Below are 15,076 nucleotides of genomic sequence, written 5' to 3' on the forward strand. Positions count from 1 at the left end.
AACGGACGCCGGACGTTAGACGATGATCAGCAGCGTCGCAACGATCCGTGGCGTCAGCTGCGGCCGAGCCTTGTTCAAATCCGTGCGGCCGGAGGCCCATTTTCTTGATATTGCCGGATTGCAGGCGTCAAATCCCCTGCTATACCGCTGCTTCCCGCTTACCTGCGCTCGTTCGCAGGAGTGAGCCTCAGGAGAAAAGCAATGACCGACCAGCCCAAATCCGAGTCCGGCTTCCAGTACAGCCTCTCCAACCTCAAACCCGCAGAACCCGTGAACAAGATCGCCCTCACCTTCCCTGATGGAGCGAGGCGCGATTTCCCGAGAGGGATCACCGGCCTCGATATCGCCAAGGGCATCTCGCCGTCGCTGGCCAAGCGCACGGTTGCGATGGCGCTCGACGGTGCGCTCGCCGATCTCAACGACCCGATCGAGGCCGACGCCAAGATCGAACTCGTCAATCGCGACGATCCGCGCGCGCTGGAATTGATCCGCCACGATTGCGCGCATGTGCTGGCGGAAGCCGTGCAGACGCTGTGGCCGGGCACCCAGGTCACCATCGGTCCCGTGATCGAGAACGGCTTCTACTACGACTTTTTCCGCAACGAGCCGTTCACTCCGGAAGACTTTGCCGCGATCGAGAAGAAGATGCGCGAGATCATCGCGCGCGACAAACCGTTCACGAAGGAGGTCTGGGATCGCGAGAAGACCAAGCAGGTGTTCCGCGACAAGGGCGAGGCCTTCAAGGTCGAGCTGGTCGATGCCATTCCCGGCAACGAGCCGATCAAGATCTACTACCAGGGCGACTGGTTCGATCTCTGCCGCGGCCCGCACATGACCTCGACCGGCAAGGTCGGCAATGCCTTCAAATTGATGAAGGTGGCCGGCGCCTATTGGCGCGGCGACAGCAACAACCCGATGCTGACCCGCATCTACGGCACGGCGTTCGCCAAGCAGGACGATCTCGACGCCTACCTCAAGCAGATCGAGGAAGCCGAGAAGCGCGACCATCGCAAGCTCGGGCGCGAGCTCGACCTCTTCCACTTCCAGGAGGAAGGTCCGGGCGTCGTGTTCTGGCATCCGAAGGGCTGGACCATCTTCCAGCAGCTGATCGCCTACATGCGCCGCCGCCTCACCGGCGACTACAACGAGGTCAACGCGCCGCAGATCCTCGACAAGGTGCTGTGGGAGACCTCGGGCCATTGGGGCTGGTATCGCGAGAACATGTTCGCGGCACAGTCGGCCGGCGACGAGGCCGAGGACAAGCGCTGGTTCGCGCTCAAGCCGATGAACTGCCCGGGTCACGTGCAGATCTTCAAGCATGGCCTGAAGAGCTACCGCGACCTGCCCTTGCGTCTTGCGGAGTTCGGCGTGGTGCATCGCTATGAACCGTCGGGCGCCATGCACGGCTTGATGCGCGTGCGCGGCTTCACCCAGGACGACGCGCACATCTTCTGCACCGAGGACCAGCTCGCCGAGGAATGCCTGAAGATCAACGATCTGATCCTGTCGACCTATGCGGACTTCGGCTTCACCGGCGATCTCACGGTGAAGCTCTCGACCCGGCCGGAGAAACGCGTCGGCACCGATGCGATGTGGGATCACGCCGAGCGCGTGATGGCCACCGTGCTGCGCGAGATCCAGTCGCAGAACAATCACATCAAGACCGAGATCAATCCGGGCGAAGGCGCGTTCTACGGACCGAAGTTCGAGTACGTGCTGCGCGATGCCATCGGGCGCGACTGGCAGTGCGGCACCACGCAGGTGGACTTCAACCTGCCGGAGCGGTTCGGCGCATTCTACATCGATCATGACGGCGGCAAGAAGCCGCCCGTGATGGTGCACCGTGCGATCTGCGGCTCGATGGAGCGCTACATCGGCATCCTGATCGAGCACTATGCCGGCAACTTCCCGCTCTGGCTCTCGCCGGTGCAGGCGGTGGTCACGACCATCACCTCGGAAGGCGACGAATACGCCAAGCAGGTGGCGGCCGCCGCGCGGCGCGCCGGGCTTCGGGTCGAGATCGATCTGCGCAACGAAAAGATCAACTACAAGGTCCGCGAGCATTCGCTGGCCAAGATCCCGGCGCTGCTCGTGGTCGGCAAGAAGGAAGCCGAGACGCATTCGGTCTCGGTCCGCCGGCTCGGCAGCGACGGCCAGAAGGTGATGACGACCGCCGAGGCGATCGCCGCCCTCGTCGACGAGGCGACCCCGCCGGACGTGAAGCGGGCGCGATCCGTCGCCTGATCTTCAAAATCGGTCTAAACTGGCTTTCATTGGCTTGGTCGTGCCCCCATCTTGGGGGCACGACTCCCCTTGAAGGACAATTCAGTGCCCGACGCCATCGAACTCCTGAAGACCCGCCGCTCGGTCAAGCCGCGCGAAATGACCGGCCCCGGCCCCTCGCCGGCCGAACTCGAGACGATCCTGACTATCGGAGCGCGCGTGCCCGATCACGGCAAGCTCGCGCCCTGGCGCTTCATCATCTTCGAGGGCGATGCCCGCCAGCGTGCCGGCGAGGTGATCGCGAGGGTCTTTACCCGGAAGAATCCCGGCGCGCCGGCGGCCGACGTCGAGATCGAGCGCAAGCGCCTCACCGATGCGCCGTTGGTGATCGGCATCGTCAGCTTCACCAAGCCGCATCCGAAGGTGCCGGCGTTCGAGCAGGAGTTGTCGGCAGGCGCCAGCGCCATGAACATCGTCACGGCCGCCACCGCGCTCGGCTACGGCGCCTGCTGGCTGACCGGCTGGTTCGCCTTCGATCGCGACGTGCTTGACGGGCTCGGCCTCAAGCCGGACGAGAAGCTCGCCGGCCTCGTCCATATCGGCACGCCGACCAAGCCGAGCGAAGACCGTCCGCGACCGGCGCTATCGGATATCGTGACGCGGTTCTAGGGTTACAGCCTTGTAGCCCGCATGAGCGCAGCGACATGCGGGACAGTGGTTGCTGGTCGTCCCGGGTATCGCTGCGCTCACCCGGGCTACGAGGGTCCTCGGGCTTGGCAATCGCAGAAGCGACTCAAGCCGCCTTCGACGCACGCTCGGCAAAGCCGCTCAGCAAGGCCGCGATCTCGCCGGCCGGCCTCGCCGCACTGAACAGGAATCCCTGCACCTCGTTGCAGCCTTCGGCGCGCAGCCAGTCGAGCTGATCTTCAGTCTCCACGCCCTCCGCGGTCGTGGTGATGTTGAGGCTGCGGCCGAGCCCGGAGATCGCGCGCACGATCGCGCCGCAGTCGGGCCGCTGCGCCAGATCCTTGACGAAGGAGCGGTCGATCTTGATCTTGTCGAAGGGGAAGCTGCGCAGATAGCTCAGGCTGGAATAGCCGGTGCCGAAATCGTCCATGGAAATACCGACGCCGAGCTCGCGCAACTGATGCAGGGTCGCGAGATTGGCCTCGGTCTCGGCCAGAAAGATCGACTCGGTGATTTCGAGCTCGAGCCGCTTCGGCGACAGGCCGGACTGCGCCAAGGCCGAGATCACGGCCTGGACCAGATTGCGGCTGCGGAACTGCACCGGCGACAGATTGACGGCCACTTTCACATCGGCGGGCCATTTGACGGCCTCGGCGCAGGCTTCACGCAACACCCACTCGCCGAGCTGGATGATGAGGCCGATGTCCTCGGCAACTGGGATGAACTCCGCCGGCGAGATCATGCCCTTGTCGGGATGATGCCAGCGCAGCAGCGACTCGAAGCCGGAGATGCGGTCGGAGGCGATCGACACCAGCGGCTGATAGTGCAGCTCGAACTCGCCATTGCTGAAGGCCGCGCGCAGATCTCGCTCCATGTCACGGCGCCTCTGCGCCTGGAGGTCCATCTCGCGCTCGAAGAAGCGGTGCACGCCACCGCCATCGGACTTCGCCCGGTACAACGCCATGTCGGCATTGCGCATCAACTCTTCCGGCGTCGTGCCGTCGCCCGGCGACAGCGCGATGCCGATGCTGGCGCCGATCACGACCTCGAGCCCGTCGATGTTGTAGGGCGCGCTCAGCGCTTCGATCAGCCGTTCGGCGAAAGCGCTCGCCTCGTTCGGCGAAACGTCGGCCGCAAGCACGATCGCGAATTCGTCGCCGCCGAGGCGGGCCGCCACGTTGTCGTCGCGGACCACCTCGCGCAGCCGCTCCGCCACCAGCTTGAGCAGCCGGTCGCCCATCGGATGCCCGAAGGAGTCGTTGACGTTCTTGAACAGGTCGAGGTCGATGCACATCACCGCGACGCGCCTGTTGCCGCTGCGGCCGCGCTCCAGCGCCTCGCGCAGGCGCTCCTGGAAGAACTCGCGGTTCGGCAGGTCGGTGAGCCCGTCATGGTGCGCCATATGGGCGATGCGGGCCTCGGCCTTGCGCCGCTCGGTGATGTCGACCACCGCCACCAGGTAGCCGTCGCGGCCCTCGAACGCCACCTTGCGTCCGAAGGTCAGCACATGGATCTCACTGCCATCGGCCCTGATGTGCCGCCAGTCGCGGCTCGATTGATAGACGTCGCCGATCTCGCGCAACGCGGCGCTGTGCACGCTCCACTCATCCACCGGCCAGATCTGGCGCAGCGTCATGCCGAGAAACATTTCCCGGCTGTAGCCATAGTGCTGAACGGCGGCGTCGTTGACGCTGAGAAATTCCATCGTGCCGGCGTCGAACACCCACATCGGCATCGGATTGTTGTCGAACAGCAGGCGGAACGAGGCGTCGCGCCGCTTCAGCGCGGTGACATCGGAGATCGTCAGCGACAGCATGTCGCCGAACGCCGTGACGCCGAGCCGCAGGCAGCGATCGCCGCTGTCGATCTCGAACTGCCCGCCCGGGCCGCCGCCGACAAATCCACGCAGACGGCTCATCACCGATGACGCCGCAAGCGGGTTGCCGCCGGCGCTGAGCCGACGCCACAGCAATTCGGTCGCAGGCTGCATCAGCAGCCTTGCGGCGCCCTGGTTGAGATGCACGATCTGGAAGTCGGCCGGCTCGCCGCGCGCATCGCGGATCGCGGCGAGCGACAGCACGCCCTCGTCGGTGGCCGAGAAAATCGTATCGAGCAGATTGTACTGCGCATTGCGCTCGTTGACGTAGACGCCGACCAGGATACCGCCCCAGCGCGACCGCGTCGGCAGCGCCAGCACGTCGAAGGTACGCACCAACCCGTCGCGGACGCAATGTGCCGACGCCAGATAGGGCCGGCAGTTCTCGCGCGCGTTTGCGGCGGCTTCGGTCAACGCGGTGGCGCAATCCGGCGGCAGGGCGCTGAGCGGAATGTCCCAGCGCTCGTCGTTCAGCCATGTCTGGACATAGCGGCCGGCGTGCGAGACGCTGAGCACGCCATCGACGCTCCGCAACAGCACGATATGATCCGCGAGCCGGCCGAGACTGCCGAGCATCACGTCTTCATAGTGCGGCAGCTTTTCGCCGGGACGGACCGCGGCCTGCCACTTGCGTTGCAGAACCGGTACGTCGGCGAACATCTCGGAATTGAATTTGGCCGATGCTTTTGCTGATTTCTTGTTGGCCATGACCATGGCGCGCCCCACGCAAACACTAGTCCCCACGACATCCAAGTCATGCCGCGGCTTAACGTCATGTAAAAATTAGGCAGGCCCGGCATCGCCGCGAGCGATTATGACGGCTCAAATTCGCGCGATGGTTAGTTCACATTAGAGACTATGACAGCTGCATGAAATGCGGGCCAGTCGGACGTCAGCGCGCGACGACCTCGACTTCGCCGTCGACGCCGTTGACGACGTTGAAACCGCGCTCGTAGACCTTGCCCTCGTTCTTGGCGATGGCGCGGTATTCGCCTTCGGAGAGCACGACGCGCGGGAAGGCGCCGATCGATTCCTTGATGACGTCGCCGCCGGGGGTCAGCACCGACCAGGCGGTGTTGGCGAGCGCCTCGCCGCCCCTGTCGCTGACCAGCTTGAGGGTGATGACGGCGGCACGGTGGGTGATGGTGACGTCGGTGAGCTTGCCGGCCTGGACGCGGATGTCCGAGCGCACCACCGAATTGGCGTCGCCGTAGTTGGAGACGATGTAGTAGGTGCCCTCCGGAATCAGCACGACGTCACCGGCGGCGACGTTCGGCACCAGCGATGCGCGCTCGCCGGATTCGAACTGGCTGCCCTTGTAGATCGCGAACGAGATCTGGTTCTGCGGAATGCGGCTGGTGCCGACGCGGCCCTCGATGCGCAGGCCGCCCGCCGGCAGCACGAAGGATTCGCGGTCCGTCTCCGCCTTCAGGGCGACGGTGCGCACCGCGCTGACGAGGCCGAAGGCAACATGCACGACGTAATTGCCGGGCGGCAGCACGACGTTGGGCGTCGCCCCGCGCTCTTCGCGGATCAGCTTGTAGGTGCCGTTGTCGTCAGGCTTGTCGGCGAACACCCGCCACACCAGCCCGGCATTGATGACCGGCAGGTCCTTGCCGTACCGCGCCGTCAGCGACAGCACCGCCTGCCCCGCGGCCGGCGACCCGGCCGGCGGCGCTGCTAACACCGGCGGCACCGTCGCAGTCGAGGGCTGGACGATGGTCGGCTGGTTCAGCGGGCCGGGCAGAACGGGCCCTGAACCACCGCCCGATGGCGGCGCCAGGTTGAGCGCCGGACCGGACGGCACCTCCGGGACCGAGGCGGGCGGAATCGGCGGCGGCCGGTCGCTGAAGAACTGTGCAGATACGGAACCGGGGATCAGGGCGAGCAAAAATGCCGCAAGCGTCAACAGCGGAAGGAGCCGCATGCCCCGCCCGCATCCGCCGATGCCGTTGCCCCTCGAAGTCATCACCATGCTTTTCAACGAAAACGCGGCAAATTCAAGCCTTCGTCCAAGGTGCGTCCAAGGCTTTGTCACAGTCCGGGCGGGCGCCCTCCGCCATTTGGAACCGCGCGATCAAGCCGATGTTAGCCCTATCGTCGCGGTCCAGTCACATTCCCTGCCTACCGCGGACTACCCGGGGCATGAATCATGCCTGTGGGACTAACCATGAAGACGGACGACGCTGGCGCAGCCATGCTGCGCAGCCTAGTCTCGCGCTGGCAGGAGATTTGTCGTGTTGGATAGCTGGATGGGCCGAGGCCACAAGAGCTCCGACGGCCCCGACAAGGTAGGCCTGGGAACGGTCCGCCGGCCGGTCATCGGCCTCGCCCTCGGCGGCGGCGCGGCGCGCGGGTTCGCCCATATCGGCATCATCAAGACCCTGCTCGCCAACGGCATCGTGCCTGACGTCGTGGTCGGCACCTCGATCGGCGCCGTGGTCGGCGGCCTCTATGCGGCCGGCCAGCTCGACACGCTGGAAGAATGGGGCCGCAGCCTGCAAGGCATGCGCAACATCCTCGGCTATCTCGACATCCGCCTCAACGGCTCCGGCCTGATCGGCGGCGAGAAGCTGGCCGCCGAGATCGAGGCCGCGCTTGGCCAGGTCATGATCGAGGACCTCACGGTCAAGTTCGCCAGCGTCGCCACCGAGGTTCGCACCGGCCACGAGATCTGGCTGACGCGCGGCCGCGTGGTCAACGCGATGCGCGCCTCCTATGCGCTGCCGGGCATCTTCGCGCCGGTGCTGATCGGCGACCGCTGGCTGGTCGACGGCGCGCTGGTCAATCCGGTACCGGTTTCGGCCGCCCGGGCGCTCGGCGCCGAAATCGTCATCGCGGCGAACCTCTCCAGCGACGTGTTCGCGCACTCGACCACGATCTACAATCACGGCCCGTCCGCCGCGCCCGAAGTGACGGTTGCCGTGACCGCCGAGGCCGAGCTCGAGCCGGAGCCGCCGAAGCGCCGGTTTGGCCGCTTCTTCTCCGCCGAACGTACCGTGAAGCGCGAGTTCTTCGGCAGCGGCGGCCGGCCCGGCATCTCCTCGGTGATGGTCGATGCCTTCAACATCATGCAGGACCGCATCACCCGCGCCCGCCTCGCCGGCGATCCGCCTGACATGCTGATCACGCCACGGGTCGGCCAGATCGGCTGGTTCGACTTTCACCGCGCCGATGACCTGATCGCGCACGGCATCCGCGCCGCCGAACGCTCCATCAGCGCAATCGAGGAGGCGATCGACATCCTGGTGCCGCCGTCGAGCAGCGCGGGCAGCACCGGCAAGTAGCGCTCAGGCCGTCTTGATGTAGTCGCGCAGCGCTTCCTGCTCCGACTCGTATTCCTGGACCCGGCGCTTGACGATGTCGCCGATCGAGATCAGGCCGACCACCTTGCCGTCCTCGACGACAGGAAGATGGCGGAATTTTCCCGTGGTCATCATCTCCATGATGCCGCTGACCGTATCGGACTCGCGGCAGCTCACGACTTTCTTGGTCATGACCGCGCTGACCGGTTCGTCCAGCACGCCGGCGCCGCGCTCGCCCAGCGCGCGCACAATGTCGCGCTCCGACAGGATGCCCTCGAGCCGGCTCTGGTTCATCACCAGCACCGCGCCGATCTTGCGCTCGCCGAGCAGCTTGACCGCGGCCGAGAGCTTCGCGCCGGGCGCGACGCTCATGACCTGATGGCCTTTTGCATCGAGAATGGAACGTACCGTCATTGTCGGCCTCCCTGAATCCGCTCGTGCCCCGCGCCTTGGGCGGGTCGAGCCTGTTCGCCAGAGTCTTCAATCAACAGTTCCGCGCCGATTTCGGTTCCGGGGCGCGGCGAGTAGCAGGGCTCGATTGTCTGCCCGCTTTGTTTCTGCGTCGCAAAGATGATGGAGGAATTCGATCCAGGCCGCAAGCGGCGATCAGACGCGCCCCGACTGATCCACCGATGACGCATCCGCAGCATCGCCTCGAACGCGCGGCACGGGATCGAACAGGGCGAACAGCAGCAGGCCGGCAAAGAAGCCGCCGATATGCGCCTGCCAGGCGACGCTCGCGCCCTCGCCGCCGAGCGACAGCGAGGTGGCGCCGAACAGGATGTTGACGCCGAACCAGATCGCCAGGAAAGCGAGCACCCGTCCGTTGCGCAGCGCCCGCCACAGCGACAGCGCAGGCACCTTGGCCGCCGCCTCGGCATCGCCACGGCTGAACGACAGGAAGCTGCCGCGGACGAAGGCGAAGCGGATTGCGGCTGCCATCGCACCCGACACCGAGGCCGAGGCGCCGATCATCGGCGCCACCGCATGCTCATGGGTGATGAGATGGGCCAGCGCGCCGGCCGCCGCCGTCACCGCCAGGAAGACGAAGAACCTGACCGCGCCGAAGCGCCGCGCCAGCGCGCTGCCGAACGGCAGCAGCCACAGCACGTTGAAGCCGAGATGGGTCAGATTGGCGTGCAGCAGCGAATAGGTGACGAAAGTCCAGACCTTCGCACCCGCCCCGCCCGGGATCTGCAGATTGAGCAGCGAGGAATCGTAGCGCTTCGGGATGAAGCCGAACACGTCGATGGTCCAGTTCTCGAGCTCCGGCGGCAGCAACACCCGCAGATGGATCACCGCCAAAAGCAGGATATAGGCGGTCAGCGCCGCGGGCAGCGTCAGGATCGGCTCCCGCGGAGCCTCCGGCGGCGGCGCGAGCGGGGATTCGGGATGGGAGTCCAAGGGGTCGGCGACCTCGATGCGGCGGTGGATCAGAGATAGGCGGCTTTCGCACCCCTGTGCAAGTGCACAATCCCAAAATCGGACACCGAGTCTCGCGCAGCCCGGAATCGGGACAAAAGAAAAGGGAGGGCGCTGAGAACGCCCTCCCTGATCGGCTGGTCTTCTCGTGCCCCGGAGGGATCGGGAGAACGTCCCCACCCCTCCCCGCACGGTGACCAAACTGTTTGACGCCACCTGTGTACCAACGGCGCCGGCGCTTGGGGCAGCCGGCGCGAACAGGAACGCGCGGACCCTACCCACTGGTTCCGCGGGGGCCAAGGACATAGTTAAATTTACGTTAACAACACAAAGCTGCCGATAAGCCGCCCAAAGCGCGGCCACGGCATGGACGCTGCACAGCCTTCCCTGCACAACAGAGAAGGGAAGGCGCCTGAGCAAAACCGGGACAGATGTGTCCCGCCGAGACAGGTGCCGGGCAAGGTTTAGATGAAACACAGCTCAAGCCGCGAGTTCTTCGCATATTGGAATGCGAAGCGCGGCACCGCACGTGCACCTGACCGGAGTGAGTTCGAGCCGTCCGCGATACGCGAACTGCTGTCCGACATCTTCGTACTGTCCTATGACGGCGAGACCCGCTTTCCGTTCCGCGTGGCCGGCACCCGCACCTCCGCCCTGCTCGGCTGCGACCTCAAGAACCGGAGCTTTTCCGCCCTGTTCACAGGTGCGAGCCGCGGCGAGATCGAAGACATCATCACCTGCGTCGTCGAAGAGACCCTGCCGGCCATCGCCGGCATCACCGCCACGACCGAGAGCGGCGCCAAGGCGCATCTCGAACTGCTGCTGCTCCCCTTCAAGACCCGCGTCCATATGCCGGCGAGCCTCACCGGCCTGCTCGCCCCGTTCGAGGACGACGTCAGCCGGCTGCACGACCTGGTGCTGACCTCGTGGCGTTACCTGCATCCCCAGGAGCGGTTCATGCCTCGGACCCTGCGCAAGCTCGCCATCGCGCGCGGCTTGATGGTCTACGAAGGCCTCCGCTAGCCGCCGGCGCCCGCCTCGGGACGGGATGGCAGGCGCCGGTCGCTTGCACCCCGCCCCGCGGAACTCTATTAGCTGTCTGGCCGTCACGGCGGGGTGGACCCGCTCATTGCAGCTGCGGCCGGGCTGGGCATGTTTCGGAATTCGATCAGGCAGAAGATCGTCGGCATTGCCGCGGGACTCATCATCCTCGCGGTGATCACCTCGCTGCTGTCGATGGTGATGGCGGGCCAGGTCGGCCATCTCCTCGACGAGCTCACCAACCGCTACATCCCCGCCTACGGCCACCTCGCCCGTGTCAACATCCGCGCGCTGGAGCGGTCGCTCGCCATGCGCCGGATGATGATGGCGAAGATGCAGGCGTCGGGCGAAGACTCCGGCTACGAAAGCGCGCGCAAGGCCTTCGAGGAGATCGAGCCCCTGATCAAGCGCGAGGCCGACGCCGCACGCGTGCTGATCGATGCGATCATCGCCGATCCATCGACGCCATCCGACAACGCCGCGCTCGGACGCCTCGATGACCGCATCGACAATGCCGTCAACGACCTGTTGATGCGCCTGAACGCAGAGAACAAGACGCTGCTCGAGCAAATCGAGGCCAAGGACTTTGCGGCGGCGAAAGCGACCACGCTCCGCGCCGACGCCCTGCGCGACGACTTCAACACCAGGATCGAGGGCATCCGTGCCGACATGCTGGCGCAGGTCGCTTCGGCCGCCGCGAAGGTGATGAGTGCCCAGCAGCGGGCGATCATCATCTCCGGCGTCGTGACCGCCATAGCCGCGATCCTCGGCTTCGTGTTCGCGATGCTGGTCGGCAGCGGCATCACGCGTCCGGTGATGCGCCTGCTCGAAAGCACCCGCGAGGTCGAGGCCGGCCGCCTCGACGGCGCCATCACCATCACGACCCAGGACGAGATCGGCCAGCTGTCGGCCGCCTTCAACCGCATGATCGAGACGCTGCGCCACAACCAGCGCATCCGCGAGACGTTTGGCCGCTACATCAATCCGCGGATCGCCGAGGGCCTGCTCGAACAGCCGGCGATCGCCGCGACCGAAGGACAGCGCCGCGTCATGACGGTGATGTTCTGCGACATGAAGGGCTTCACCAGCCTGAGCGAGGGCGTGACGCCGAGCGGCCTCGTCAAGATCATGAACCTCTATCTGTCGACGATGTCGGCGCCGGTCCATGCGCATCGCGGCGTCATCGACAAATATATCGGCGACGCCATCATGTCCTATTGGGGACCGCCCTTCGTCGAGGAAGCCGAGCAGACCCATCTGGCCGCGCTTGCCGCCATCGACATGATCGGCCAGGTCAACCAGCTGCGCAAGGATCTGCCGGAACTGCTCGGCGTGCGCGTGATCCCGGCCGATTGCGACATCCGGATCGGGATCGCCACCGGCGAGGCCCTGGTCGGCAGCATCGGCTCGGAGTTCATGATGAGCTACACCGTGCTCGGCGACACCGTGAACCTCGCCTCGCGGCTGGAAGGCGCCAACAAGTTTTACGGCAGCCGCAGCCTGATCTCGGAGGCCACCGCCGCGGCCTGCGCCGCAACCATCGAGCTGCGCGAGATCGACCGTCTCGTCGTGATGGGGCAGACCCAGCCGGTCGCGGTGTTCGAAATCCTCGGCAAGAAGGACGAACTGACGCCGGCGCAGACCGAGTTGCGGCAGCGTTACGCGGACGGCCTCGCCGCCTATCGCGACCGCCGCTGGGATGACGCCGAGCAAGCCTTCGCCGCGGCGCTGGCGGCGGCGCCTGGCGACGGCCCGTCGATCGCTATGAAGGCGCGCGTCGCAGCTTTTGTGCAGAACCCGCCGGCGGCGGATTGGGACGGCGCCTGGCATCCGGAGCGGAAGTAGCGGCGTCACGCTCATCCAGGCTCCGCCGCTATAGCTGCGCCTCGATCGCGGCCTTGTCGATCACCGACCAGACCTGCCGGATCTTTCCGTCGCGAAACTCGTAGAACACGTTCTCGGCAAACGAGACGCGCTTGCCGTTGACGCCGAGACCGAGGAATGCGCCGTTCGGCGAACAGTCGAACGCCAGCCGGCTTGCGACATGGGACGCATCCGACACCAGCAGAACGATGTTGAAGCGAAGGTCCGGGATGTCGCGAAAGTCCCCTTCCAGCATCTCGCGATAGCCGGATAACCCGAGCCGCCGGCCGTTGTGGCACACGTCCTCGTCAACGAACTGACCGAGTTGCGGCCAGTCCTGGCGATTCAAACAGGCAATGTAGTTGCGGTAGATCTCGGCGAGGTCCGTTTTCATCATCGATCGTCCTCCTTGCCGCGGGTCCAGCTGGCCATTGGGCATTTGAGTTTGATTCTGACACCGATGTCAGTTTCGACTCCGATATCGATGGCGTGAACAAAACGCTCAGCCGGCGTGCACGTGAAAGCGCGACGTCCCGATGAGACAGTGCGATTGCCGCTTCGGCAAACAATTTCTCAAAACGCGCGGAATGTCTCCCGCGATCGGGAGTTAGTGCTTCAGGTCAATAACTGTCCTTGTCAAATCGGGAGGCGTACATGATCAAGTCACCGATGATGCTTGCGGCATTTCTGACAGCGCCGATCATTCTGTTCCCACCGCAGACCGCCATCGCGGCTGGCGGAGGTGGCGGCGGTGGTGGTGGTGGTGGCGATCCATACGGGTCGAGCTACGGCACTCCCGCGCCGTCCTATCCCCAGCAGAAGGACAGAAAGACCACGCACAAGGTCAAGAAACCCGTCAAGCAGTCCGGCTTCGAAGACCCGGCATTCCGCGACGGCTATCGCGCGGCCTATGCGACAATCTACGAACGCAACAACTACGCCGCCGCGATCGATCAGTTGCACGCACTCGGCCGCGATGATCAGCCGAACGTCGCGAACCTGATCGGCTATTCCTATCGCAAGCTCGGCGACTACAAGCAATCGCAAGTCTGGTACGAACGTGCGCTCAAGGCCGATCCGAACCACGTCCTGACGTGGAACTACTACGGCCTGTGGCAGATCGAACAGGGAAACCGCGATCAGGCGCAGTATCATCTGCAGCGGATCGCCGAGATCTGTGGCACCGACTGCGAGGAGTATCGGACGCTGGCGGCGGCACTGGAAAAGCCGCCGGGTACGAACCTCGTCTACTGAGCGCGTCGCGTAGCCCGCATGAGCGGAGCGACATGCGGGGAAGGACCGCCCCGGATGTCGCTGTCGCTCGTCCGGGCGATGCCTTTGAGCCGCTTTGTTCGCGTGTCCGTTTTTGCGGGAATTTCGCCGTTTTGGTCGACGTGACCGGCGAGTAGCTTGCGTGCCGGGCGACGCACGCGGATATTTTGAGATCGATCATCATGACCTGGCGGCTTCTCGCGTGGAGCGGCATCGCCGTTGCCGCGCTGGTTCCAATCATCGGCGGCATCTGGCTCTTCAGCCTGCCCGCCACATCGGCGTTCCGCCTTCCGCCTCCGATCGCCAAGGCCGAGCAGGATGCAACGCTCGCGGCGCTGACGCCGCCGAAGCGGGCGCGACCGCTGATCGCAATGCTCGGCATCAACAACATGACCGAGACCACGGACTATCTGATGCCCTACGGCATCCTCAAGCGCGCCGATGTTGCCGATGTCGTCACGCTGGCGACGGGACCCGGTCCGGTCGCGCTGTTCCCGGTGCTGAAGGTCGAGCCTGATGCGACGATCGCCGAGTTCGATGCTGCGCATCCCGACGGCGCGGACTACGTCATCGTGCCGGCGATGAGCCGCGAAGACGATCCGGCGGTCATGCAATGGATCCGGCAGCAGGCGGAGAAGGGCGCTGTGATCGTCGCCATCTGCGCCGGCGCCAAGGTGCTCGCCTCGACCGGCTTGCTCGACGGCAGGCGCGCCACCACGCACTGGTTTTACGTGAAGAACTGGCGCAACAAACATCCCGAGATCCAGTACATCGCCGACCGCCGCATGGTGGTCGACCGCGGCGTCGTGACGACGACCGGCATCACGGCGTCCATGCCGATGGCCCTGACCCTGGTCGAGGCCATTGCCGGCCGCGCCAGGGCCGAGGCCGTCGCGCGCGAGATCGGCCTGCCGGGTTGGGATGCGCGACATGACAGCAACGCCTTCAAGTTCACGCGTCCTTTCGCGCTGACCGCCATCCGGAACACGCTGGCGTTCTGGAACCGGGAACAGCTCGGCCTCGCGCTGGCCGGCGGCGTCGACGAGGTCTCGCTGGCGCTGGTCGCCGACAGCTGGTCGCGGACCTACCACTCGCATGCCGTGACGTTCGCCGCGACCGGCGACGTCGTGACGACACGCAACGGCCTGCGCGTCTATCCGCAAGTCGTGGCGCCGGATTGGTCCGCAGATCGTCTGCTGCCCGCGGTCGGCACCGCGCCGCCTGCGCAGGCGCTCAACCGGGCGCTTGCCGGGATCGAAACACGCTATGGCCGTGATACGGCCGATTTCGTCGCCATGCAGCTCGAATATCCACGGGCTGACGCCGTGCAGTGAGGGATTGCGTCCCCAACAACGTATTCGATCCTCCATCCGCCCCATTGTCATCT

12 protein-coding genes are annotated in these 15,076 nt (G+C 65.4%); 7 read left to right on the forward strand and 5 right to left on the reverse strand.

Annotation, left to right across the window (positions count from 1 at the left end; all coding sequences use genetic code 11):
* Nucleotides 1-201: 201 nt before the first annotated feature.
* Nucleotides 202-2,244, forward strand: a complete 2,043-nt coding sequence (thrS, locus tag RX327_RS24845) for a threonine--tRNA ligase (protein ID WP_317247404.1) — start codon at nucleotides 202-204, stop codon at nucleotides 2,242-2,244.
* An 84-nt stretch (nucleotides 2,245-2,328) separates the two neighbouring features.
* A complete protein-coding gene (locus tag RX327_RS24850; RefSeq protein WP_317247405.1) occupies nucleotides 2,329-2,892 on the forward strand; it encodes a nitroreductase in 564 nt (187 codons plus the stop codon).
* A 124-nt stretch (nucleotides 2,893-3,016) separates the two neighbouring features.
* On the opposite strand, the gene RX327_RS24855 is transcribed toward RX327_RS24850, so the two are convergent.
* Nucleotides 3,017-5,500: a putative bifunctional diguanylate cyclase/phosphodiesterase gene (locus RX327_RS24855; RefSeq protein WP_317247406.1), complete on the reverse strand. Its 2,484-nt coding sequence runs from the start codon at nucleotides 5,498-5,500 to the stop codon at nucleotides 3,017-3,019.
* A gap of 178 nt (nucleotides 5,501-5,678) precedes the next feature.
* Nucleotides 5,679-6,755, reverse strand: a complete 1,077-nt coding sequence (locus tag RX327_RS24860; RefSeq protein WP_317247407.1) for a hypothetical protein — start codon at nucleotides 6,753-6,755, stop codon at nucleotides 5,679-5,681.
* Nucleotides 6,756-7,023: 268 nt separating this feature from the next.
* Between RX327_RS24860 and RX327_RS24865 the strand changes: the two genes are divergently transcribed.
* Entirely contained in the window at nucleotides 7,024-8,073 is a 1,050-nt protein-coding gene (locus RX327_RS24865; RefSeq protein ID WP_410712078.1) for a patatin-like phospholipase family protein, read from the forward strand.
* Nucleotides 8,074-8,076: 3 nt separating this feature from the next.
* Here RX327_RS24865 and RX327_RS24870 read toward each other — a convergent pair whose 3' ends face one another.
* Nucleotides 8,077-8,505 (reverse strand): CBS domain-containing protein, encoded by a 429-nt coding sequence (locus RX327_RS24870; protein WP_317247408.1) that lies wholly within the window; start codon nucleotides 8,503-8,505, stop codon nucleotides 8,077-8,079.
* Nucleotides 8,506-8,697: 192 nt separating this feature from the next.
* A complete protein-coding gene (locus RX327_RS24875) occupies nucleotides 8,698-9,495 on the reverse strand; it encodes a rhomboid family intramembrane serine protease (RefSeq protein ID WP_317247409.1) in 798 nt (265 codons plus the stop codon).
* Between the two features lie 486 nt (nucleotides 9,496-9,981).
* On the opposite strand from RX327_RS24875, the gene RX327_RS24880 reads away from it, so the two are divergent.
* Both RX327_RS24880 and RX327_RS24885 read left to right on the forward strand, forming a co-directional pair.
* Nucleotides 9,982-10,536, forward strand: a complete 555-nt coding sequence (locus RX327_RS24880; RefSeq protein WP_317247410.1) for a PAS domain-containing protein — start codon at nucleotides 9,982-9,984, stop codon at nucleotides 10,534-10,536.
* A 129-nt stretch (nucleotides 10,537-10,665) separates the two neighbouring features.
* A complete protein-coding gene (locus tag RX327_RS24885) occupies nucleotides 10,666-12,399 on the forward strand; it encodes an adenylate/guanylate cyclase domain-containing protein (protein WP_317247411.1) in 1,734 nt (577 codons plus the stop codon).
* A gap of 28 nt (nucleotides 12,400-12,427) precedes the next feature.
* Here the strand turns inward: RX327_RS24885 and RX327_RS24890 are convergent, their stop codons facing one another.
* Nucleotides 12,428-12,814, reverse strand: a complete 387-nt coding sequence (locus tag RX327_RS24890; RefSeq protein ID WP_317247412.1) for an ester cyclase — start codon at nucleotides 12,812-12,814, stop codon at nucleotides 12,428-12,430.
* A 257-nt stretch (nucleotides 12,815-13,071) separates the two neighbouring features.
* Here RX327_RS24890 and RX327_RS24895 point away from each other — a divergent pair, with 257 nt between their 5' ends.
* Together RX327_RS24895 and RX327_RS24900 are read left to right on the forward strand one after the other, a co-directional pair.
* On the forward strand, nucleotides 13,072-13,671 hold the full coding sequence (locus tag RX327_RS24895) for a tetratricopeptide repeat protein (RefSeq protein ID WP_317247413.1): 600 nt from the start codon (nucleotides 13,072-13,074) through the stop codon (nucleotides 13,669-13,671).
* A 200-nt stretch (nucleotides 13,672-13,871) separates the two neighbouring features.
* On the forward strand, nucleotides 13,872-15,023 hold the full coding sequence (locus tag RX327_RS24900) for a DJ-1/PfpI family protein (protein ID WP_317247414.1): 1,152 nt from the start codon (nucleotides 13,872-13,874) through the stop codon (nucleotides 15,021-15,023).
* The last annotated feature ends 53 nt before the right edge of the window (nucleotides 15,024-15,076 follow it).

It is taken from the genome of Bradyrhizobium sp. BEA-2-5 (assembly GCF_032918025.1).
GTDB classification, from domain to species: domain Bacteria; phylum Pseudomonadota; class Alphaproteobacteria; order Rhizobiales; family Xanthobacteraceae; genus Bradyrhizobium; species Bradyrhizobium pachyrhizi.